The following is a 22,464-nucleotide window of genomic DNA, read 5'->3' on the forward strand; positions in this document are numbered from 1 at the left end:
GGGAATGGCTACTCGGCGATGTCGATGTGAGCTTGCCAGATTCCTGAAGGACTTTGGCGAGACGTGGCAGGCGGTGCCGGCACTCCTGCCTGCATCTTTGACCTATGCGAAAAAATCCTATCCTCGCACTTGCAATATCGCAGACGCACACAATATCGCCGCTGCCTTTACAGGCATCCTCTCCCAAACTTTATGCCCGGCTCATGCATTTGAGCCGGGTTTTCTTTACCCCGTTGCAGACTTGGCGGTGCCGACGCATCCGATAGTGCGTTAGCGGGTGCGGACGATCGCGATGCCGCCCGGACCTTCGCAGATCTGCTGGCGGTCAGCGAAGGGTAAGCCCCCTCCAGGGAGGAGGGGGCTCTGAACATCAGGCCGACTGTTCGGTTGCCGGCGTAGCGTTCTGCTTGGCCTTGGCCGGAGCGCGCTTGCGGGGCGCAGCCTTCTTGGGCGCCGCAGCCTTTTTCGGCGCAGCTTTCTTCGCAGCGGCCTTGGGCGCTGCTGCTGCCTTGGCCGGTTCTGCCTGCTTGCGGCCCAGACCGATCTTCATGGCCAGCTCGCGGCGCTTCTCGGCATAGTTGGGCGCAACCATCGGATAGTCGGCCGGCAGGCTCCAGCGCTTGCGATAGTCGTCGGGCGTCATGTTGTAGTGCGTCATCAGGTGACGCTTCAACATCTTCAGCTTCTTGCCATCTTCAAGACAGACAATGTAGTCGGACTTGATTGAAGCGCGGATCGAGACCGCCGGTTCGGGCAGCGGCGCCTCTTCTTCTGCAGGCGTGCCGAGACCCGAGAGGGCGGAATAGACGTTGCTGATAAGCGCCGTGACATCTTCAACTGCAACGGCATTGTTGCTGACGTGCGCGGCAACAATATCCGAGGTCAGGGTGATCAGTGTTTCTGAGGTGAGATCGGGTTCCATTACTAGTCTTTCATATGGGGGGGAGGGTAACTGCGGTCAGGCAAGACCGCTGCGAATAGCGGATGGCCTGCTAGGCTTCGTGGACAAAGGGTATCCAGAGTTTCACTGAGGCCAGCGCGACGAAGCCCAGGTAGGACTCCCTGGTTTTGTCGTAGCGGGTGGCTACCCTTCGCCAGTTCTTCAGCTTGTTGAACAGCCGCTCGACCAGGTTGCGCCAGCGGTACTTTGCGCGGTCGTGCGGAGCAGGCGTGCGGCGGTTGGCCTTTGCAGGGATGACCGCTTCGACGCCGGCAGCGGCGATCTCTTGGCGGATGGCATCGGCGTCATAGCCGCGGTCGGCGAGGAACGCTTCGATCCGACCCTCGATCATGCGGAACAGCGGAGCGAAGCCCTGTACATCGTGCGCCTGGCCGGGCGTCTGTCAATGGGCACCGAAGTTTCCGCAGATGTGGGCGCCCAAAATTCCCTATGTTGGCGGTTCGGGATGGTTCGGTGATCAGCCGTATTCGGGATCGGGGTTTCCTTTCCTGGGTGGTCGCCCACGGCGCTTTTGCTGCGGTGGATTGAAGGCGGTACCGTTGCGCACGTTTTCGGGGACGAGCGCTGCGTGTTCACGCATGCGGTAGCTGGAACCCTCGATCTGGATGACGACGGCGTGGTGCAGCAGCCTGTCCAGCAGCGCGGTGGCAACAACGGGATCACCGAAGACCTCGCCCCATTCGGCGAAGCCGCGATTGGAGGTGAGGATCATGGCGCCCTTTTCGTAGCGGGCATTGACGAGCTGGAAGAACAGGTTGGCGCCACCCGGTGTGACCGGAAGATAACCGATCTCGTCGACGACCAGCAGCGATGCCCTGGTGAGGAAGCGGATCTTCTCCCTGAGCGTACCTTCACGTTCGGCCTTGGCAAGCTGGGCGATCAGATCGGCGAGCGGGATGAAGTAGACCGCCTTGCCGGCGCGTACGGCCTCGACGGCAAGTGCCGTGGCAATGTGGCTTTTGCCGGTGCCGGGCGGCCCCAGCAGATGGACGACCTCGGCGCGATCGATGAAGTCGAGGCCGGCGAGCGCCAGGATGCGGTTCCTGTCGAGCGAGGGCTGGAATGAGAAGTCATAGCCAGCGAGCGTTTTCACGACGGGCAACCGGGCCATGCGCAGGGCCGCCTTGATCCGCCGGTTCTCGCGGAGCGACAGTTCTTCGCCCAGCAGTTCGTCAAGTGCCTCGATGCCATCGATCTGGCCCTGCTCGATACGCCGCAAGGTTGCGTCGAGGATCTCGAGCGCGCGCGGCATCTTGAGGCTGACCAGACTCCGGCGGATGGAGTCGATACGTGTGGCCGGTGCGATGCCGTTCATGGCCGTCCCTCCCCATCGACTGTCCGCCCGCGGCAGTCGCCCGGAACAGGCATCGCCAGGCTCGCGCCGATCGCCTCGTAGATGGCCAGCGAGCGCAACGGTACATGATCACCGATCCGGCCGATCATCGCCATGGGCCGATCTGGCGTTCGCGGTTGCGGGCGTCCGGTGCGATGGTGCCGGTCGATACGATATTGTCGACGCCCCTCGATCACCGGATGTTCGGCAACGACAATGCCGCGATCGATCACGCGGATCAGGTCCGGCAGTTGCTCGACCTCGACGATACGGCGTGTCCGGTCGGGCACGCTGTAATAGTTGCCGCCGACTGCTACGAGCCCGTCATGGCTGACCCGCCGTTCCAGCTTCAGAACCGCATTGAAGCGGTGCTCGGGCAAGCGCTGCAGTTCCTCCTGCTCCTCGGCAAAGGCTTCGGCGACCACGCGCTGGGTCGTGCCATGCACGCGGACATTGGCCACATTGTCGAGCCAGTCGACAAGCTGGGCGTTGAGATCCTCCATGTTGCGGAAGGATCGCCCAAGGAAGAAGTCCTCGCGGATATAGCGGAACGGCCGCTCCACTTTCCCCTTCGTCTTCGCGCGATAGGGCCTGCACGCCCTGGGCTGGAACCGATAATGCTTCGCCAGTGCCAGCAGCGAAGCGTTGTAGACGATGTGCCCCTGATCATCTTCGCCGGTCACCGCCGTCTTCATCCGGTCGTAGAGGATCTCGATCGGTACACCGTCCAGCGCTTCGAAGGCCTGCATGTGACAGCGCAGCAGCGTCTGCAGATCCTGGTGCAGCACATATCGGGCGAAGATGAAGCGCGAATAGCTCAGCACCATGCTGAACAGCCAGACAATGCGTGCCACGCCGGGCTCATCGGTAAACTCGACCACGAAGCGGGCGAAGTCGACCTGGCCCTGTACGCCGGCCCTGGTCTCGAAGCGGACCTCATAGGGCTTGGGATCATGTTCGGGCCGGATCGCCGCAAGGTAGCGCTTCACCGCCGTGTAGGCGCCCATGTAGCCCATCTCCCTGATCTCGCGGGTCAGCCGCGATGCGGTCAGGTCGGGAAACGCCGTCACCCGCTCGCGCAGGAAATCCATATAGGGCGCGATCTTGCTCGGCCGGCCCACCACACGCGGACCGTAAGCCGGCACCTCGACGCCCCGCTCGATGTATTTGCGCACGGTCTTGGGATCGCGCCCCGTCCGGCGCGCGATCGCGGTCACCGACAGCCCCTGCCGGTGCAACTCCAGTATCATCATGGCTTCTCCAAGTCGCATCATCGGCACCGCCTCCCATCAGGAGACTTTCTCGCGCCGATTTTGGCGTTGCCAATGACCCGGGGTTAACCCCGGGTCATTGGCAACCAGCTCCAACAATCAGGGAATTTTCAAAGCCCACTTTTGCGGAGAATTACACGCCCACTGACAGCGTCAGCACGAAGCCGAGCGGAAGCCCCCTGGCGTCGCATCTGGCGTGGAGCTTGGTGGTGAAGCCTCCTCGCGATCGGCCGAGCCCCTCTGTTTGCTGAGTCCCCTTTTTATGCCGACTGCACAATGATGTGCTCGGACCACCGTGCTGTCGATCATATCGGCGGCGATATCGCGCCCCGCCAGTTCGGCCAGCGTCTCGAGCATGGCATCGAACACGCCGGTCGTGACCCATCTTCGGTAGCGCCGGAAGACGCTGTTCCACTTGCCATACTCATCCGGCAAATGCCGCCACTGCGCACCGGTACGGGCGATCCACATCATGCCTTCGAAATAGCGCCGGTTATCCTGCGCAGGCCGGCAACCCCGCCCGCGCTCCGACGGCAGCAGCGGGCCGATCAGCTCCCACTCGTCATCCGAAACACCAATCCGCTCGCCCAATGCCGCCTCCAAAAGGCAGCCTTGAATCAACACCCGAGTCTCAGGTCAAGCTTTGTCCACGAAGCCTAGACAATCGTTACGCGATATTCAATGGCCGGGAATCGGGCGGTCCTAAATCAGCACATGGCCTCGAGTATTCCGGTTGAATCGCGAAAGACGATTTTTTCTATCGTGCTGTAAATGCTTTGTAGATTTACGAAGTGGATACAGGAAGAAACCCGGTTGCCTGCTCATGCCAGTCGGCCGAGCGCGCGGCGATGGCTAAAGCTGAGCGGGCATCGATGCCGGCTCGTGTCTTGCCAGCAAGGATCGCCTCGGTCACTTTGGGCGATAGCAGCGCAAGACGGGCGATGCGGGTAAGGTAGGACGGATTGACGTTCTCGCGCCGGGCGAGCTTGGCGACGTCGAGTTCGCCTTTGGCCAGCTCGGCCCACCAGCGCCGTCCCTTGACGAGCAGACCGATCATTGTGGCATCGGCATTGTCGATGCGAGGCTGCCCGTTATCGTGGACGAGGCGGACTGCACGACCGCTGCGGGTCAGCCGGACATTGCTCTTGAAGACGACTTCGTTCGGCACGTCTTCTGCTTCGCCGATAGAAAGTATGTCGATCAGTCCTGCAGGCGACAGAACTAGGTCGAGCCGATCGGGATGGACGATGATCCGGTGGAGCAGGGCTTTCAACCTGGCGTTGCGGCCACGCCTGATATCGATCGACAGCTGTTCGCAGCCGATGGTGATCTGCTCCAGTATGACCGGTGCCATCTCGATGCCGCAACGGGTGATGAGAGAAAAAGGATCAGCCAGCAGCGAGGCCAGCTCCTGTTTGACAACGGATTCGATCTCGCGGGCAGGCAGACGCAGCGCATTTGTGCTGGGGACTGCCGTCCCGTGATGACTGCTTTTGCTGACATAGTAGCGATAGCGCCGGTTGTCGCTGGTCGTATGCACCGGGATCAGCGGATTACCGCCGGGTTCGACCAGAAGTCCGGCCAGCAAACTGGCATTGGCTTCCCTTGTCCGGCGCTGGCCTTTCACGTTGTCGGCAAGCTGGACCTGTACTGCGTCCCACAAATCCCGATCGATGATGGCGGCATGGTTGCCCGGGTAGACCTTGTCCCTGTGCGGGATCATGCCAGCATAGATCGGGTTCTTGAGGATGGTGTAGAGCTGGCCGCGGGTAAAGGCGACCCCGCCAAAGGCACGGCCCTTGCCGTTGACGCGGCGCGGGGTTGATATCCCGTCACCAACCAGACTGTCGGCGACCAGCCGGACATTGCCCAACCTGCGATAGCGATCGTAGATATCGCGGATCAGCGAAGCATGATCCCCGACAATGGCAAGACTCCGTCCATCGGGCTGATAGCCTAGCGGCGGGGTACCACCCATCCACATGTCCTTGGCCTTGGACGCCGCGATCTTGTCGCGGATGCGTTCGGCGGTCACCTCGCGTTCGAACTGGGCGAAGGACAGCAGCATGTTCAGGGTAGGCCGTCCCATACTGGTGGTAGTGTTGAACGACTGGGTGACCGAGACAAAGCTGGTGTCCGATGCATCGAAGGCTTCGACCAGCCTGGCAAAGTCCAGCAGCGACCTTGTCAGGCGATCGACCTTGTAGACGACGATGATGTCGATCCGGCCTTCGCGCACGTCCCCCAACAAGCGCTGCAGGGCCGGGCGCTCCAATGTTCCCCCTGACAGTCCGCCATCGTCGTAGTGGTCTGGTAACAGCTTCCAGCCTTCGCTGGCCTGGCTCAGCACATAGGCAGAGCACGCCTCGCGCTGGGCATCCAGAGAGTTGAAGTCCTGTTCGAGACCTTCATCGCTCGACTTGCGGGTGTAGATCGCGCAGCGGATTGTTTTCATGCGGCTGCCCTTCTCTGCTGCTGCCTCTGCTTGAGACCGAAGAAGGCGGGGCCCGACCACCTTGTTCCGGTGATGGCCCGGGCGACGCTGCTCAGCGAAGACCACGTCCGGTCGTTCCAGTGGACCACGCCGTCATCGTCGACGGTGACCACATGCAGTGTGCCGTTCCACTCGCGCATCAGCCGCATGCCGGGGGCGGTATCGCGGGTGGTTGTCATGCCGCCTGCGAGCTGGTCCAGCTTCTGGCTGACCCTGCGGGGCAGGCCGCCATGTGCAGCGGCCTGCAGTTCGTAGGCGATGGCGTAGCGCAGCAGGCTCGCACTGACGCGGGGGACGGGGGCGTCGGTCACCGTCCTCCAGCGTCTGCGCAGATCGTCGAGGTTCAGGTCTGCGAGGGCGGCGAGGTCGCGCGCGAGTTCAGCTTCCTTTGCCATCATGCCAGCTCGACGATGCGGTAGCAGGTTGCGTCATCGCGTTTGCTCTTTTCGAGGACGTGGCCTTTCTTGCGCAAACCCGTCAGCACCGCGCGGGTCGAGTGGGGTTGCCAGCCGGTGGCATCCATCATCTCGGCCAGCGTCGCGCCGATTTTGCGCTGGAGCAGGGCGGTGACGGTGCCGATCTTGGTGGTGGGCTCGGGGCTGGTGTTTGCCTGTTCAGCTGCCTTGCGTGTGGTTCGGGACATGGTGGGTCTCCTGGTTGGGAGCCGCACCCTGCGGCTCCTACCCGGTAGAGCCCCGGGTCACGCATCAGAGCGGTCGGGGCTTGGCAGTGGCGGGAGATTCTTCGCCGTTGTCGGTGTGAGGGCAGTAACGCTCCAACTGGCAGCGAAGTCGAGTGGTTTCTCGATAAGTGCCAGAGAAATCTCGGAGTTGGGCATGGCGGAAGGCGTCGCTGATGCCATTTGCATTGCGTCGCATGTCAGACTATATTTCGACTGAATTCAGTCTGGAGTTACCGCAGGGGCATGCAGGACCGCATCAAACCAATCAGCTGGCTGAAGGCCAACAGCTCCGAGGTCATTCGCGATCTGGGAAACGGCGGTGCGCCGCTTTTCATTACCCAGAACGGCGAAGCCAAGGCAGTTCTGCAGGATGTCGGCAGTTTTGAAAGGACCCAGGAAACACTGGCCATGCTCAAGCTGCTGGCACTGGGCCGGGATGACATGGCCAGCGATCGCGTGGCCCCGGTCAAAGGACTCGCTGCGCGTATTCGCAAACGCGGCTGACATAATGACACAAAAGCGAAAACCGGCCGCTGCACATGTTCGTATTACCGCCGGCGCCGAACGTGATCTTGTCGGCATCTATGAGCGGCGCCTTGCGCAGCGCGGTCTAGGTGGTGCCGATGGCGCTGATACACTGTTGGATGAACTCGTGGCAGCGATCGAAAGTCTTGCCGATTTCACGCACCGTGGTCCGGTTCCGCCTGAGCTGGACGCTCTCGGCATCCACGACTTCCGTCAGCTTTCTCATCCGCCGAATCGCATTATCTATTTGCCGGAGCAGGACGGGGAGGAGCACCTCGTGACTGTAATGATCGTTGCCGACAGCCGGCGTGATTTCCGCACGCTTCTCGAAGAGCGTCTGCTGCATCGCGGTTGATGCTTCACGTTTCGTCGGAATCCTGCATCCACGATGGGATGTCGCGCTGCGCATGCAGAACGCGCCAGACGTCAATGTGATTGTCCCATTCCAGATAGAAAACGATCCAGGAAAACCGTTGCAGTCTGCTGCTGCGCAATCCGGGAAGATTGAGATCATGCCCCCAGCGCGGCGAGTCTGATGCTGGATTATCTGCGATTTGTTGGAACGCTTTTTCCAGCGCATCGACGAAGTCGAGCGCAATGTCCTGTCCGCCTTCTGTAAGATAGTGGTTTACAGCCTGTTCGACATCATCCCGCGCAAGCTGGCGCGGGACAACGGGTTTTGACTTCACGATTCTGCAGGGCGGCGGGCCCGATCGCGGAGCCCGTCGAACCAGGCCGTATCAGCCGGTGTCGTTGAAGGCGACGCTGCGCCATCCAGCAGAAGTCCGCGCAATCTCTGTGTGTCCTGATCCTTGCGGATTAGTTCGCGGACATACTCGCTGCTTGTGCCATAGCCGCGGCAGCTGACCTGCAGGTCGACGAATGACTTAAGCGCGTCGGGCAGGGAGATGTTCATCGTGCTCATGGCGCGTGAATACCGTGCTTGGCAAAAATTGGCAAGAAATCTCCGCGATGTCTGGCTTGGCCGATCGTCTGGAGTTCGCGCAGTGAGTGCCTGGGTGCCGCGTTTCACATAATGGGATTTCTCAAAGCGAAAGGTTGTTAGAGCCAGTTAGAAGAGAAGTTGTGCCGCCAACCGTCAACGAGGGGATAGGGAGCCAATCCCGTACCAAATCTTGTACGCAGGGCGACAGGGATAAACCGCTATTTCGATGACTGAATGCGCGTTCAGCCGACGTGAGGTCTATATAGAAAAGAATGAGTAGATGCGCCTCTCAGCTCGTATCTGGTGATCGCCTTGCAGTGCGTCATGGTTAGGCCAGTTTCATCGAGACCTTCGAGCAGACTATGCTTTCGGAATGGGTCGATCTCGAACTTAAAACCTTCTTCGCACGAGGTGGTGATTGTCTGCTTTTCAAGGTCGATAGCAATATTTCCATTTCCGGCAACTTCGAGCAGGCGATCCACTTCGTTCTGTGGAAGTACGATTGTGAGCAGACCATTCTTAAAGGCATTGCTTGAAAAGATATCAGAAAAGCTGGGGGCGATCACGGCCTTCAGTCCCATGCCAAGCAGGGCCCATGCCGCGTGTTCGCGGCTGGATCCGCAACCGAAGTTGCCGCCCGCAATTAGAATTGGTGCTCCTGAATAGGCTTCAGAATCGAAAATATTATTCGGATTTCGCCGAATCATTTCGAATGCGCCCGCCCCAAGGCCTTCGCGTGTGATTGTTTTCAACCAGCGGGCTGGGATGATCGCGTCGGTATCGACGTTATTGGCGCCAAACGGGATGGCGCGACCCTCAATCTTTCCGATTGGTTCCATGAAAATTACCTTAAATATGACTGCATCACGCCGGTGATTCTCTGTCGCGAACTACTGTCAGGTGCCCTCGCGCGCCATTTTCCAAAGCTCGCGAACGTCAGTCAGATGCCCGGTCACCGCCGCAGCCGCAGCCATCGCCGGACTAACAAGGTGAGTACGCGATCCCGGCCCCTGCCGTCCGACGAAGTTGCGGTTGCTGGTCGATGCGCAGCGTTCGCCGGCGGGCACCTTGTCCGGATTCATCGCAAGGCAGGCCGAACAGCCCGGTTCGCGCCACTCCAGACCGGCTTCGATAAAGACCTTGTCCAGGCCTTCGTCCTCGGCCTGCTTTTTCACGAGGCCGGAGCCGGGGACGACGATCGCCCATTTCACGCCATCGGCCTTCTTGCGACCGCGGACGACATCGGCTGCGGCGCGAAGATCCTCGATCCGGCTGTTGGTGCACGACCCGATGAAGACGTTCTCTACCGCAACGTCCGACATCTTCGTGCCGGGGGTCAGGCCCATGTAATCGAGGCTGGCTTGCGCGGCGCGCTGCTTCGACGGATCGGCAAAGCTGGAGGGATCGGGCACGACCCCGCCGATGGCGACGGTATCTTCGGGGCTTGTGCCCCATGTCACCGTCGGCTGAATATCAGCGGCATCGATATGCACCGACTTGTCGAACTTTGCGCCGGGATCGGTCTTCAGCGTGCGCCACCACGCCATTGCCTTGTCCCAATCCGCACCCTTGGGTGCCATCGGGCGGCCTTCGACGTAGGAAAAGGTCTTTTCATCAGGCGCGATAAGGCCCGCGCGCGCGCCGCCCTCGATCGCCATGTTGCAGACGGTGATGCGCCCTTCGACGCTCATCTCTTCGAACACGTTGCCGCGATATTCGACGACGTGGCCGGTGCCGCCCGCCGTGCCGATCACGCCGATGATGTGCAGGATGACGTCCTTGGGCGTGACGCCGGGGCCAAGCTGACCGTCGACGCGCACTTCCATCGTCTTCGACTGCTTGAGCAACAGGTCCGCCCGAGCAACAGGCAACTTTCCAATTTCGGAGTGCTGCAAGCCGAACGGCGAACTGTACATCCTCGATGCTCTTGGCGACCACCAGACTTTCCGGTCGATATCCCGGATCCTGAGCACCAAAGCTCGTGGAGCGCACCTGCGGTTCGAAATCGCTATCGTCTTTATTGATAAGTATCCCAGTTCGACCATGATCGGTCATTTCAAGTTTTCTCACCGTCCATTTCGCTTTCCTTGATTACGCTATGGCCGAGCCACGGCAGGACTTGACCTCTGACATCAGGTAGCTTTCGTGGATTGAGGGACAGATCAAATCACCAACGCAAAGCAATGGTATTCAGGCTGGTGATGTTTCTTAAAACGGCGTTGTCAGCTTAACTGACCAGGTGTTGTCAGAAGGATTGCACCGTGAGCTGCATGGGGTAGGTCGGCGCAATGCCACGTCCGAGAAAGCCCGCGTCGCTGTTCCGTTATTTTCATTCTTCGCCGGGGCATTGTCACGTTAACTGCCTGTGAGTGAGCGAAGCCCCCAGCTTGAGATCTTATGCCGTAGCGGCGGACGCAGCGATCCATTCCGCAAGTGCGCGGTCTCTGAAAATTCGCATTGTGTTTCGGGAGACGAGGTGACGCTGGATGTTGAACGTGTTGTAGATTGCTGAGTGGGTAGAGACGAAGCGTTGTGCCTGGCCCTGGGACTTGAAGCGCTGCATTTTTCGTTCCCGTCTTCGGACGGGAAGGTGAGAATTTTCCGCGCGGTTGTTGTCGCGTAATCGGCCGGGTTGGTGTCGGTCGATACAACCCAGAACCTTCATCGCTGCCGGATACGAACGCAGCCCATCGGTGACGATGGTTTCGGGCGCGGCGCCCTGGTTCTTCAGCAGTTTCCGTAGCAATTTCAGCGCTGCTTCTTTGTTTCAACGCTTCTGGACGAGGACATCAAGGACCTCGCCCTCCTTGTCGACGGCGCGCCACATGTACATCCGCTGGCCGTTGATCCGGACGATCATCTCGTCGAGATGCCAAACGGGATCTGCGCGTCCACGTTTGCGGCGAATGTTAGCGGCTATCGCTGGACCGAACTTGTTGGCCCAGCAGCGGACCGTCTCGTAACAGAGGTCGATTCCCCGTTCAGCCAGCAGATCCTCTATGTCGCGCAGGCTCAGAGTGAAGCGATAGTAGAGCCAAACGCCAAGCCGGATGACGTCCGGAGGGAAGCGGTGCCGTTTGAACGAAATGGGGTTCATGTCAGTTCCACTAGGCGGCGAAGCGCCGCAGGTGGAGACCGTTTAGCGTTAGACTGACAGCACCAGAGTCTCGCTGGATGTCCGCGAATGTTCCGGCTTCGCTGACGCTTGACCTTGGTGCGCGGTACCTTGTGAAGGACATCGGCATCGCCTGGTATCTTGGCGATGAGCGCGTTGTCACGTTCCAGATCGAAGGTTCTGACAACGGATCGTCATTCTTCCCGCTGGGCGGCGTGCGGCAGTCGGTTGGCGATACCCGCAGCTTTGAACGCAATCCTGTACCGCCCACCGGCGCCCGCTACATCCGCATTACCGGAACCGGAGCGTCTGAAGGGCAGGCAATCGCGATCGTCGAGGCGGCGGTGTTCGGATGCCGGGCGGGCGCGCAAGCCGTTAGCACCGTTCCGTACGACACCGCCGCTTTTGGCCTTGATCCCACGGTCGCGCCGGGGCGCAATTTCGACCTGCAAAGCTGGGCGCTCGACACGCCCGAAGTTGATCCGGCCGACGGGTTCTCTCGGCGCATCATCGGCGACGAGCTGAACGATTTCTCCGACCAGTATTTCTTTACCGCGCCCGATGGCGGCATGGTGTTCCGCACCACGATTGCCGGGGCAAAATCGTCGGCAAATACCAGTTTTACCCGAACCGAACTGCGTGAAATGCTTCGTCGCGGGGATACCAGCATCAGGACGCAGGGCGTCAACGAAAACAACTGGATACTTGGGTACCAGCCCGATCCGGGCGTGCCCACCGGCGGTCGTGGCGGCACTCTGAAAGGCACTTTGGCCGTCAACCAGACAACCACGACGGGAAGCCAAAGCCAGGTGGGCCGTTTCGTCATCGGCCAAATCCACGCGTCCAGCGACGAACCGATCCGGCTCTATTATCGCAAATTCCCGCAGAACGCGCGCGGCATGATCTATTTCGCGCACGAAATTCGCGATGGTTCGGATATCTTTTTTTCCGTCGTCGGGCCTCAACTGGCCAATCGAAAAACGCATCCGCAAATCGATGTCGATCCGTACAACGGCATCGCCCTTGACGAAGTGTTCTCATACGAGATCACGAACAGTGGTTCTCGAATCGACGTAATCATCCGTCGTGGTGACCAGAACGGGCCGATCATCGGGCATAATTACGTCGACATGGCCGTCGAGAACAGCGGATACGACCGGATTGACGAATGGAATTACTTCAAGGCCGGCGTCTACACCCAGAATAATTCCGGAATGCCGACCGATTTTGATCAGGTGACTTTCTACAGCCTTTTCAATTCGCATGATTAGGCCGTGCATAGTGTGCGGTGGTGATCGATTAACAGATATTATTGGAGAGCGTTATGTCGATGAATACCAATGAATTGACTAAAGGACATTCGGGCAATTCTGCAGCCCAGATCTCGCGCAAGAACCTGTTTGGTCTGTTGGTGACCGCATCGGCATCCGCCATCGCGCTGACGGCGGCCCCTGCGGCGGCGCAAGTTGCGATTACCGACGATACGCCGGTTGCCAATCCGGGCCCCGATGGCGTCACCTCTGCCGCAGGGGTTACGCAGACCGTGTCGAACGGGGATAATATCGAGTTTGAAAACAATACCAGCGATGGTGCGACGGTCACGCTGGGCGGAACCCACATCAATACCGACACGACCGACGAAGATGTCGTCGTATTCGTCGACAACGGCGAGAATAACATCACCATCAACGTGCTGGAAACAGGCGTATTGCGCGGCGTCAACGGCGTAATCTTCTACGAGGGCGATGGCGCGGTCATCGTCAACGACGGCCTGATCGAGGGCACCGGCGATGCCGACGAAGGCGTCATCTATTTCGACAGGGATGCCGACGGCACGCTGAATTCAATCACCAACAACGGCACGATCACCAGCGTCAACGGTGCAACGATCGGCATCGATACGCTGTTGGGCAACGATCCGTCGTCCGGGACGATCGGTGACGAGGAAGGGATCGCGCGGGTTCAGATCACAAATGCCGGGACCATCTCGAATACCAACGGCGACGACACCAATGGCGATAACGATGCCATCAATTTCAACGGCGATCCCGGCACCACGGGCGGCGTGGCGCGCGGCTGTGTTGAGGGTGAAACCATCCTTTGTCAGGTCGAGCTTGAGCTGGTTAACAGCGGCACGATTTCCGCGGCGCGCGATAGTTCTTCGAATGCTGCAATCCGTGTGGAAAGCGACGCAGTCATCAGCGGGACGATCACCAACCAGGCAGCTGGAGAGATCACCGGCGCCAGCAATGCCATCGCGATCAGCGGCGCCCATGCCGATCACGATCTTGCCATCAGCAACGGTCTGATCGAGGGGACGAGCTCCAGCGGTATCTGGATCACAGGCGCCGGTGTCAGCGTAGAGAACCTTGCGACCGGCACGATCACCGGCGGCGATGAAGGCATCCTGATCGAAGGTTCGGTGATTTCCGTCAATCAGGGTGACATCACTCTGGACAATGTCGCGGTTGCGGCGGACGGGATCGGCGTCGTCAACTCCGGCGTGATCGGCGGCGGCGAAGCGGGCATCGCCTTTGGCGAGAACGCCGCAGGCGGGATCGTCACCAACAACGCCGGGGGTGTCGTAACGGGCGGCACCGGTATTACTTCGGCATCCGGCGGCATGATCATCAACGACGGCACGGTCGAAGGCACATCGGGAGCGGCCATCGCGTTCAGCGGGGATGACGATGCAACCGTCACCCTTGGCGCGAACAGCACGACCACAGGCGCCACCAGCGCGATCGCGTTTTCCGGAACAGGCGTACACACCGTCAACATTACGGTAGGCGCGTCGGTAACGGGTGGCGTGTCGGGCAGCGCGACCGGTACCGCGGACTCGCTGGTCCTGTCTGGCACCGGCGATGGCGGCACGCTGACCGTAACCGATTTCGAGGACGTAACCGTTTCGGGCGGCGATTTCACGATCGGTTCCGCCTCGACCGGATTTGGCGACGGCATCGTCGTCAATGGCGGTTCGCTGTTCTTCAACGGGTCGAGCACCGGCGGAGTAAACGCAACGGCGGGCACGTTTGGCGGCAGCGGAACGATTGCCGGTGATGTCACCATCGCCGGGGGCGCAACGCTTGCGCCGGGCGATGATGGTGTCGGCACCCTGGCGATCGGCGGCGATCTGATTCTGTCGGACACGTCGATCCTTGCCTATGATCTGGGCAACCCCCTGAACCCGGCATCAAGCGATCTTGTGACTGTCGGTGGCGACTTGACGCTGGATGGCGTGCTGCGCGTGTCGGATGCGGGCGGTTTCGGTGCGGGCGTTTACCGCCTGATCGACTATACCGGATCGCTTACCGACAACGGCCTTACCGTCGACGTCCTACCCGATGGTTTCGATCTGGGCGGCGGCACGATCCAGACGGCGGTTGACGGGCAGGTCAATCTGGTGATGGCGGGCGACGTTGCCGACATCCAGTTCTTCGACGGATCGGACATGGCGGCCGATGGCGCGATCGACGGCGGTGACGGCGCGTGGAACCTGTCCAGCACCAACTGGACCAACGCCGCCGGCGATACCAATGCCGCATGGGCCGGGGCCTTCGCCGTGTTTCAGGGTACCGCAGGCACCGTCACGCTGGGTGACGACATCGAAGCGACCGGGTTCCAGTTCCTGACCGACGGTTATGTCATCACGTCGGGCGCCGGTGCCAACACGATCGAACTGGTCGATGCGGCAAGCGGAGTTCGCGCCGGTTCCGGGATCGAAGCCACGATTGAGGCAGCGCTGGTTGGCGCAGGCGGCCTGAACAAGATGGAAGGCGGCAACCTGTTCCTGACGGGTGACAACACTTACACCGGCGACACTACCATCTCTGGCGGCGCGATCGTCCTTGATGGCAGCATGGTCAGCGACGTCAGCATCCTGAGCGGCGCCATGCTGACAGGCACCGGCACTTCGACCGGGTCCGTCAACGTTGCGGGCGGTGCGATTCTGTCGCCCGGATCCGACGGGATTGGCACGCTTACCGTCGGCGACGTTACTTTTGCCGCTGGATCGTTCTTCGATGTCGATGTTCTGACCGATGGTTCGTCGGATATGCTGTCGGCCACAGGCGCGGCCCAGATAGACGGCGGAACGGTGCGGGTTCTGGCCAGCGAAACCGATTTCGCCGCTTCTACCGATTACACCATCCTGAAGGCCAGCGGCGGGGTCGCCGGTACATTCGGCGATGTGACTACCGACCTTGTGTTCCTCGATCCCACGCTGAGCTATAGTGGCGATGCCGTGGTTCTGAACCTGTCGCGCAACGATGTGGATTTCGAGGTTATCGGAGTAACGGCGAACCAGATCGCGGTCGGTGCCGCGCTGGACGGTCTGGGCGATAACGCCCTGACGGATGCTTTGGTAACGCTGGACGAGGAAACGGCCCTCTACGCATACGATCAGCTTTCGGGCGAAATGCACGCCTCGGTGCGTTCGGTGATCGCGGACGATCAGCGCGTCGTTCGCAACTCGGTTCTTAACCACCTGTCCAACGGCCTGCCCGGCAGCCGCGTTTGGGGCCAGGCATGGGTGCATGATGCGGACACCAGTTTTGACGGGAACGCCAGCGGCGTCGGTCGTGACGGCTGGGGCGCGATGCTGGGCGCCGATTCGGCCTGGGCGAGGGCGTGAACCTTGGCCTCGCCGCCAGCTATCAGGACACCGATTTCGATCTTGACCGGTCCGGCTTTGGTTCGGGACAGATCGAAACGATCAACGTGCTGGGCTATCTGGGCGTGGATCTGCTTGGTCTGAACCTGCGCGCAGGCGGTGGTTATGGCTGGAGCAATATCGACACGCAGCGCAGTGTTGCGTTCGGTTCGTTCGCAGGCTCGCTTGCCGCCGACTATGACGGCAAGAGCCTGTTCGCCTTCGCCGAGGCGGGTTTCCCGATTGCCCTCGGGACGTCAACGATTGAGCCCTATGTCGGCATCCGGGTGAGCGAGGTGAAGACCGAAGCCCTTGCCGAGTCGGGTGGTCCGGCCGCCTTGACCTTGGCCAAGGCCGAAGAGAACGCCAGCGCCGCGACCGTCGGCGTCCGCGCGTCAAGCGCGCCTGATCGGCCCCTGTGGGTGAAGCTCAATGCCGGGTACGAGCATGGCTTCGACGATTTGGTTCCCACGTCCACCGCGCGGTTCGTGGATGGTGACTCATTTACGGTGCGCGGCACGCCGTTGGCCGAGGATGGCGGGTTCCTGCAGGCAGAAGTGCTGTTCAACACATCGGCAACCAGCAGCCTTGGACTGGTCTTCGACGGCTTCATCGGCGACCATTCGCAGCAGGTGGCTGGCGGTGTGAAGTTCAGCCTCGGCTTCTAACTCTACAAGCCGTTGCCCTTCCCGATGGATGGGCAAAGCTTTCGATGGCCCCGTCTTCACATGAAGATGGGGCCATTTTTTGTGCGAAGACCATTGAAGAGAGCTTGATCGTGCGATTGAGCAACTCACCACTGGCGTTATGACGGAAAATTGCCTATCCAGTTGGCTGACCTATTTTTACGCCAACAGCGAACAGGGTGACCCATGCGCGGCAAACGACTTTATCAGGATGTGGCGAGGCAGATCGTCGATCTGGTTCAATCGGGCGAATTTCCGCCTGGTTCTCGCCTTCCGGGCGAGCGTGACCTGGCCGAGCGACTGGGCGTAAGCCGGGTGACTATCCGGGAGGCAGAGATTGCGTTGCAGGCGATCGGCAAGCTTGAAATCAAGACTGGTTCGGGCGTCTATGTTCGTAAGGGCGAAGCCACGCTTGCCCAGCAACTGCCTTCGGTTAGCGCGTTTGAGGTGACCGAAGCGCGTCTGTTGGTCGAATCCGAGGCGGCAGCACTGGCCGCGCGAAATATTTCCGACGAAGAGATTGCCGAACTTGGCAACCTTGTTGACACGATGGGCAAGGCCGACTCAAAGACGGCGGACGAGGCGGATGAGAAGTTTCACCTCTTGATCGCGCGGGCGTCCAACAACGCTGCCTTGATGCATGTGATCGGATCGCTTTGGCGAATGCGTGAGGACCTGCCTGCGGTGAAGGCCACCTACGAATCCGTTTGTGTCCACGATGCGCAGGAACGTGCGGCGGAGCATCGCGAAGTCTACGATGCGCTGGCCAATCGCGACCCGGCTGCGGCACGCGGCGCTATGCGCAGCCATTTCCAGCGGCTGATCGAAAGCATGCTTGACACGACGGAGCGGCAGGCGCTGGCCGAATTGCAGCAAAAGGCCAACGAAAGTCGCGAACGCTATCTGGCATCGGCGACATTGCAGTAATCTGCGCCGAAGATAGGTTCGGCAATACCTTTAACGGCCGCTGACCGTGGAGCCTTCGGCTCCGCACGTTCATTTGTCCAATCCAGAAATTGGTCATACCAATAAAAAGATATAGTTTAGTCCATTTGGTTTGACAAAAACTAAGCATCGGTTATGAAACCCCAACGATAACACGAGGGGTGGAGTGACTGTTGGCGAGATTTCTTGCCCTGATGATCCTGATGCTGGCAGTTCCCGCTCATGCGGGCGCCGCCGATCGGCACGTCCGCAATTCCGCAGAGTTCGCGCGCGTTGTCGGCTCTTTACAGCCGGGCGATACGATCGTGTTGGCCGATGGCACCTGGCGCGATTTCGACATCGCCCTTGTGGGTGAGGGCAGGCTTGATCGCCCGATCACACTTCGCGGCGAAACGCCCGGCGGGGTCATCCTTAGCGGAAATTCAAGCCTGACCCTGACCGGGCAATGGTTGGTCGTCCGCGATCTTGTATTCCGCGACGGACATTCCACCAAAGGGGCGGTCATTTCATTTCGTGCGGGGAAGGGCCGGGTAGCGAACAATTCGCGGGTCACCAACGTCGTGATCGACGGCTTCAGCAAACCGGACCGTGTCGACAGCGACTATTGGGTCGCGCTTTACGGCAAGGGCAACCGATTCGATCATAACCACCTGACCGGTAAGACCAACCAGGGCGTCACGCTGGCCGTCGTACTGGATGGCGACGAAAGCCGCGAGAACGGCCACCGCATCGATCACAACTATTTCGGCCCGCGCCAACCCCTTGGCTCGAACGGTGGGGAAACGATCCGCATCGGCACCAGCGGTAATTCGATGCATAGATCCGAAACGCTGGTAGAGGCGAACATCTTCGACCGCTGTGACGGAGAGGTGGAGATCATCTCGTCCAAGTCTGGCGGCAATATCTATCGCGGCAACCTGTTCCTGCGTTCCAGCGGAGCGCTGACGCTTCGTCACGGTGACGACAATCTGGTGGAGGGCAACGTATTCCTCGGCCATGGCAAGCCGCATACCGGAGGAATCCGCGTGATCAATCGCGGCCAGACGGTGCGCAACAATTACATGGAAGGCTTGCGCGGAACCGGCTTTGCCAGCGCATTGACGGTGATGAACGGCGTGCCGAATTCGCCGCTCAATCGCTATGTCGCGGTCGACCGCGCAACGATCGAAAACAACACGATCGTCGATAGCGCCCGGATCACGCTGGGCGCGGGTGCGGATGAAGAGCGATCGGCGCCGCCTACCAATTCGACGTTTCGTCGCAACCTGATCGGTGGGGTCGGCGCCATTCCGGGTCTGGCGGTGGAATCGGATATTGGCGGCATTCGCTTTGCCGACAACGTCGTGCCCCAGACCGCGCCGGAGCCCTGGCCTGGTGGGACCATGCGCCAGCCCGTCGACATGGTGCGCGGGCCCAATGGCTTGCTCTATCCTACCGACGCCACGCTTGCCGAACTGGGCGCAAGGCGCGACCTTGCCGTTGTCGCGCCGGATGCGGTCGGTGTGCGATGGTATGCGCGACCTGATGAGCGCAACCGTTTCGGCGACACCGGGCGGATTATCACTGTCAACGCGGCAAGTGGCGATCTGTTGGCGGCTTTGGCAGATGCGCGATCTGGCGATACGCTGGTGCTTTCACCCGGTGCGCATGTTTTTTCCCGGCCGATCAGACTAGACAAGGTGCTCACCATTCGCGGCGCGTCGTTTGCCGATGCGGGCAATACCACGGTCCGCCTTGTGACTTCGGAAATGGTGGATTTGGTCGAAGGAGGGGCCCTTCGTTTGCAGGACCTCACCATCGATGGCAGCCGGATTGTCGCCAACGACCAATGCGCAATTATCCGCACAGGCGATGGTTCGATGCAGAGGAATACCGCAATCGAACTTTCACACATAGCCGTGCGCAACTTCACCGGGTGCGTTCACACACAATTCGTCTCGCTGGCACCGAACACGATGGCGGATCGCGTGATCGTGGAGCATAGCGAATTCGTCGAATTCCCCGGCCCGATCCTGAACGCGGTTGAGGAGCGGGACGATGAGGGCCGTTATAACGTCGAACATGCCGTTGTTACCGGAAACCGGTTTCGCAGTGTCGAAGGGCCGGTCGTCGCCCTCTACCGCGGGGGCAAGGACGAGAGCACTTTTGGCCCCTCGCTGATTTTCGTCGGCAACGATCTACAACGTGTAGGCGCGCCTAATAGCGATGAGCAGCGTCACGCGATTGCCCTGCACGGCGTGCAGAGCGCGCGGATCAGCGGCAATGCTATCGACCGATCGGGCGCGATCGCGGTTGTTCAGACGGTCGGCACGCCGCGACTTGTCATCACTGGCAACACCTTTCGCGCCGCTCCGGCACCAGAGATCACCGAAATGACTTACGCCGGGCCCAGCCGGGCCGAAGTCGGCGACAACATTTACGAGCAATAGAGTGACGCGCGATGCGGGGCCGGTCCGGCAACCCGTAATCGCCCCCGTGCGAGAGGAAATGGCATGAGTTACGAGCCCGCGCAGGACCGCATCGCAGGAAGGAACACCTGACCGATGCGCAACTTCCGTTTCCTGATCGTTGCGCTTGTCGCGCTCGCCACCGTCATCAACTATATCGACCGTGGCGCGCTGGGTTTTCTATGGCCCGAGATTTCGAAGGATCTTGAGCTTACCGAATTCGATTACGCGATCATCCTGAACGTGTTCACGCTGGCCTATGCCTTTGGCCAGACGATCTTCGGCAAGATATTCGACTGGATCGGAACGCGCATGGGCTTCGTGCTGGCAATCCTCGTCTGGTCGTTGGCGACAATGTTGCATGCTGCAGCGCGCAGTCTTGCCGCTTTTGCCATTTTTCGCGCCGTTCTGGGCGTGGCAGAGGCCGGAAACTGGCCCGGCGCGACCAAGGCCAACGCCGAATGGTTCCCAATTTCAGAGCGGGCATTGGCGCAAGGCATCTTCAATTCCGGAGCGGCGATCGGCGGCATCGTTTCCGCTCCAGCCATTGCCTATCTTTTCCTTTTTCTGGGATCGTGGCAGGCGACTTTCATCACTGTCGGCGCGTTGGGCATCCTGTGGCTGATCCCTTGGCTGATCGTTTACAAGAGCGGTCCGGATGCCCACCCGTGGATCGGCGAGGAAGAACGCGCCTATATCCTGACTGGCCAGCGCGCCGACCCCTCTGCGGCCGAAGAGATCGAATATGCGCCGGGGACCGTGGAAATTCTTTCGCGCAAGGAAAGCTGGGGCGTGATCATGGCCTCGTTCTTCCTCGATCCGATCTGGTGGCTGTTTGTCGGTTGGCTGCCGATCTATCTTTCCAAGACGTTCGGTTTCGGGGTCGCAGAAATCGGGATGTATGCCTGGGTGCCCTATGTCGGGGCGATGTTCGGTGCATGGTTCGGCGGGCTGTTCGCCCGCAACCGTATCGGCGCGGGGTGGAGCGTTGACCGCACGCGCAAGGTGGTTATCGGCATCGGCGGCGTGATCATGCTCGTGGGTCTGCTGGCCACGATCACCCCGCCCAGCCCGATGGTCGCGGTGCTGTACATGGCGGTAATCCTGTTCGGGTTCCAGACTGCGGTCGGCAATATCCAGACGCTGCCCAGCGACTTGTTCAGCGGCAAATCGGTCGCATCTCTGGCGGGTTTTGCGGGCACGGCGGCAAAGCTGGCCGTGGTTGGCCTGAACTTCTTGATTCCGGTCATCACGGTGCAAAGCTATGCCCCGGCGTTCATCGTCGGCGCGGCGCTGGCCATCCTGACCGTGCTGTCGGTGCTGGTCTTGTGCCCGCGCATCGCGCCGCTTTCGCCGCGCAAGGCATAGCGCGATGATCAGTGGAAAGCCGGTCGTCTGTTTCGGCGAGCTTCTGCTGCGCCTGTCGTCAGAGCCGGGGCGACCGCTGGCGCGAGGCAATGGGCTGGAGCTTGCCGTCGGCGGGGCAGAGGCGAACGTCGCGATCGCGCTATCCAGCCTTGGCTGGCCGAGCAGGATGGTCAGTCTTTTGCCCGACAATCCATTGGGGCGAAGGGCGCTGGCCGCGCTGGGCGAGGCGGGCGTGGACTTTGCCCATGTCGGCAACGCCGCAGGGCGCATGGGGCTCTATTTCTTCGAACCGCCTTCGGGTCCGATTGGCGGCACGATCACCTATGACCGGGAAGGCAGCGTGTTTGCGCGCGCCACCCCGGAGCAGTTCGACTTCATTGCGGCGTTGGATGGTGCGGGTTTGCTGCACGTATCGGGCATAACCCCGGCGCTGGGGCAGAACGGTGCAGAGCTTGCGCTCGCCGCGGTTCGTGCTGCGCAGGCGGCGGGCGTGCCGGTTTCTTTTGACGGGAACTATCGCGCCAACCTGTGGGATGCGTGGGACAGCGATCCGCGCGCCATCCTGCAGGACCTGATCGGGCAGGCCACGATCCTCTTTGGCAATCATCGCGACGTATCGTTGTTGTTGGGCAAGGCATTTTCCGGCGATGGGCCGGACCGGCGCAGAGAGGCGGCCGTCGCTGCATTCGATGCGTTTCCCAACCTTCAGATCATCGCATCCACTGCCCGCACGGTGGAAAGCGCGACGAGCCACCGCATCGCCAGTCGCGTCGATTTGCGCGATAGCCATTGGCAAACCGATGAAGTCCGCCTGTCGCCTATCGTCGACCGGATCGGCACCGGCGATGCCTTTGCAGCCGGGGTTCTGTTGGGCTGGCTGGACGGTGGAACGGCGCAGGCGATGGCGAAAAGCGGGCTGGCGCTGGCCGCGATGAAGCACGGCATCCACGGTGATACCATCGCGATAACCCGCGCCGATCTTGAAAAGTTTGAGCCCGCCGGCACCGACGTGCGGCGCTGACGGGCTCAGCTGGAATGGG

Annotated in this window: 19 protein-coding genes and 3 pseudogenes; 9 read left to right on the forward strand and 13 right to left on the reverse strand. The window is 60.7% G+C overall.

The annotated features are described in order from the left end of the window. Positions 1 to 370: 370 nt before the first annotated feature. The 8 genes and pseudogenes from AB433_RS04555 to AB433_RS04590 all read right to left on the reverse strand — a co-directional run bounded on the left by AB433_RS04555 (position 371) and on the right by AB433_RS04590 (position 6,702). Entirely contained in the window at positions 371 to 922 is a 552-nt protein-coding gene (locus AB433_RS04555; protein WP_082134785.1) for a Ros/MucR family transcriptional regulator, read from the reverse strand. Positions 923 to 992: 70 nt separating this feature from the next. Continuing rightward, positions 993 to 1,328 (reverse strand): annotated as a pseudogene (locus AB433_RS04560) (transposase); the annotation flags it as partial. Positions 1,329 to 1,418: 90 nt separating this feature from the next. Beyond that, entirely contained in the window at positions 1,419 to 2,276 is an 858-nt protein-coding gene (gene istB / locus AB433_RS04565) for an IS21-like element helper ATPase IstB (protein WP_047820109.1), read from the reverse strand. Beyond that, positions 2,273 to 3,568: an IS21 family transposase gene (istA, locus tag AB433_RS04570; RefSeq protein ID WP_047820110.1), complete on the reverse strand. Its 1,296-nt coding sequence runs from the start codon at positions 3,566 to 3,568 to the stop codon at positions 2,273 to 2,275. The genes istB and istA overlap by 4 nt, the downstream gene beginning before the upstream one ends. A gap of 150 nt (positions 3,569 to 3,718) precedes the next feature. Further along, positions 3,719 to 4,156 (reverse strand): IS5 family transposase, encoded by a 438-nt coding sequence (locus AB433_RS04575; protein ID WP_169749301.1) that lies wholly within the window; start codon positions 4,154 to 4,156, stop codon positions 3,719 to 3,721. Positions 4,157 to 4,349: 193 nt separating this feature from the next. Further along, positions 4,350 to 6,020, reverse strand: coding sequence for a recombinase family protein (locus AB433_RS04580; RefSeq protein WP_047820111.1), 1,671 nt, complete (start codon positions 6,018 to 6,020; stop codon positions 4,350 to 4,352). Beyond that, positions 6,017 to 6,457, reverse strand: coding sequence for a DUF2924 domain-containing protein (locus AB433_RS04585; protein WP_245626585.1), 441 nt, complete (start codon positions 6,455 to 6,457; stop codon positions 6,017 to 6,019). The genes AB433_RS04580 and AB433_RS04585 overlap by 4 nt, the downstream gene beginning before the upstream one ends. Beyond that, positions 6,454 to 6,702, reverse strand: a complete 249-nt coding sequence (locus AB433_RS04590; protein ID WP_053058980.1) for a DUF3489 domain-containing protein — start codon at positions 6,700 to 6,702, stop codon at positions 6,454 to 6,456. Before AB433_RS04590 ends, AB433_RS04585 begins: the two co-directional genes overlap by 4 nt. A 282-nt stretch (positions 6,703 to 6,984) precedes the next feature. Here AB433_RS04590 and AB433_RS04600 point away from each other — a divergent pair, with 282 nt between their 5' ends. Together AB433_RS04600 and AB433_RS04605 are read left to right on the forward strand one after the other, a co-directional pair. Continuing rightward, positions 6,985 to 7,245: a type II toxin-antitoxin system Phd/YefM family antitoxin gene (locus AB433_RS04600; protein ID WP_047820113.1), complete on the forward strand. Its 261-nt coding sequence runs from the start codon at positions 6,985 to 6,987 to the stop codon at positions 7,243 to 7,245. A 4-nt stretch (positions 7,246 to 7,249) separates the two neighbouring features. Next, on the forward strand, positions 7,250 to 7,621 hold the full coding sequence (locus tag AB433_RS04605) for a type II toxin-antitoxin system RelE/ParE family toxin (protein WP_047820114.1): 372 nt from the start codon (positions 7,250 to 7,252) through the stop codon (positions 7,619 to 7,621). Between the two features lie 4 nt (positions 7,622 to 7,625). Here AB433_RS04605 and AB433_RS04610 read toward each other — a convergent pair whose 3' ends face one another. From AB433_RS04610 to AB433_RS04630, 5 genes and pseudogenes are all read right to left on the reverse strand, one after another. Next, positions 7,626 to 7,955, reverse strand: a complete 330-nt coding sequence (locus AB433_RS04610; RefSeq protein WP_047820115.1) for a type II toxin-antitoxin system RelE/ParE family toxin — start codon at positions 7,953 to 7,955, stop codon at positions 7,626 to 7,628. Further along, the gene (locus AB433_RS04615) at positions 7,952 to 8,191 is read right to left on the reverse strand and encodes a ribbon-helix-helix domain-containing protein (RefSeq protein ID WP_047820116.1); all 240 of its coding nucleotides are present in this window, start codon (positions 8,189 to 8,191) and stop codon (positions 7,952 to 7,954) included. The genes AB433_RS04610 and AB433_RS04615 overlap by 4 nt, the downstream gene beginning before the upstream one ends. A 263-nt stretch (positions 8,192 to 8,454) precedes the next feature. Continuing rightward, a complete protein-coding gene (gene leuD / locus AB433_RS04620; protein ID WP_047820117.1) occupies positions 8,455 to 9,051 on the reverse strand; it encodes a 3-isopropylmalate dehydratase small subunit in 597 nt (198 codons plus the stop codon). Between the two features lie 57 nt (positions 9,052 to 9,108). Then, positions 9,109 to 10,113: pseudogene (locus tag AB433_RS04625) on the reverse strand (3-isopropylmalate dehydratase large subunit); the annotation flags it as partial. 494 nt (positions 10,114 to 10,607) lie between these two features. Then, positions 10,608 to 11,309 (reverse strand): annotated as a pseudogene (locus AB433_RS04630) (IS6 family transposase). A gap of 53 nt (positions 11,310 to 11,362) precedes the next feature. On the opposite strand from AB433_RS04630, the gene AB433_RS04635 reads away from it, so the two are divergent. From AB433_RS04635 to AB433_RS04665, 7 genes are all read left to right on the forward strand, one after another. After that, a complete protein-coding gene (locus AB433_RS04635) occupies positions 11,363 to 12,598 on the forward strand; it encodes a polysaccharide lyase family 7 protein (protein WP_260182070.1) in 1,236 nt (411 codons plus the stop codon). Positions 12,599 to 12,657: 59 nt separating this feature from the next. Then, the gene (locus AB433_RS04640) at positions 12,658 to 15,960 is read left to right on the forward strand and encodes a beta strand repeat-containing protein (RefSeq protein ID WP_156170674.1); all 3,303 of its coding nucleotides are present in this window, start codon (positions 12,658 to 12,660) and stop codon (positions 15,958 to 15,960) included. Further along, complete coding sequence (locus tag AB433_RS04645) at positions 15,957 to 16,646, forward strand: autotransporter outer membrane beta-barrel domain-containing protein (RefSeq protein WP_047820119.1); 690 nt, start codon at positions 15,957 to 15,959, stop codon at positions 16,644 to 16,646. Before AB433_RS04640 ends, AB433_RS04645 begins: the two co-directional genes overlap by 4 nt. Positions 16,647 to 16,850: 204 nt before the next feature. Beyond that, positions 16,851 to 17,591, forward strand: coding sequence for a FadR/GntR family transcriptional regulator (locus AB433_RS04650; RefSeq protein WP_047820120.1), 741 nt, complete (start codon positions 16,851 to 16,853; stop codon positions 17,589 to 17,591). A gap of 191 nt (positions 17,592 to 17,782) precedes the next feature. Continuing rightward, positions 17,783 to 20,038: a polysaccharide lyase 6 family protein gene (locus tag AB433_RS04655; protein ID WP_156170675.1), complete on the forward strand. Its 2,256-nt coding sequence runs from the start codon at positions 17,783 to 17,785 to the stop codon at positions 20,036 to 20,038. Between the two features lie 114 nt (positions 20,039 to 20,152). Further along, positions 20,153 to 21,424 (forward strand): MFS transporter, encoded by a 1,272-nt coding sequence (locus AB433_RS04660; protein ID WP_047820122.1) that lies wholly within the window; start codon positions 20,153 to 20,155, stop codon positions 21,422 to 21,424. 4 nt (positions 21,425 to 21,428) lie between these two features. Beyond that, a complete protein-coding gene (locus AB433_RS04665; RefSeq protein WP_047820123.1) occupies positions 21,429 to 22,445 on the forward strand; it encodes a sugar kinase in 1,017 nt (338 codons plus the stop codon). The last annotated feature ends 19 nt before the right edge of the window (positions 22,446 to 22,464 follow it).

The organism is Croceicoccus naphthovorans (genome assembly GCF_001028705.1).
Taxonomy (GTDB): domain Bacteria; phylum Pseudomonadota; class Alphaproteobacteria; order Sphingomonadales; family Sphingomonadaceae; genus Croceicoccus; species Croceicoccus naphthovorans.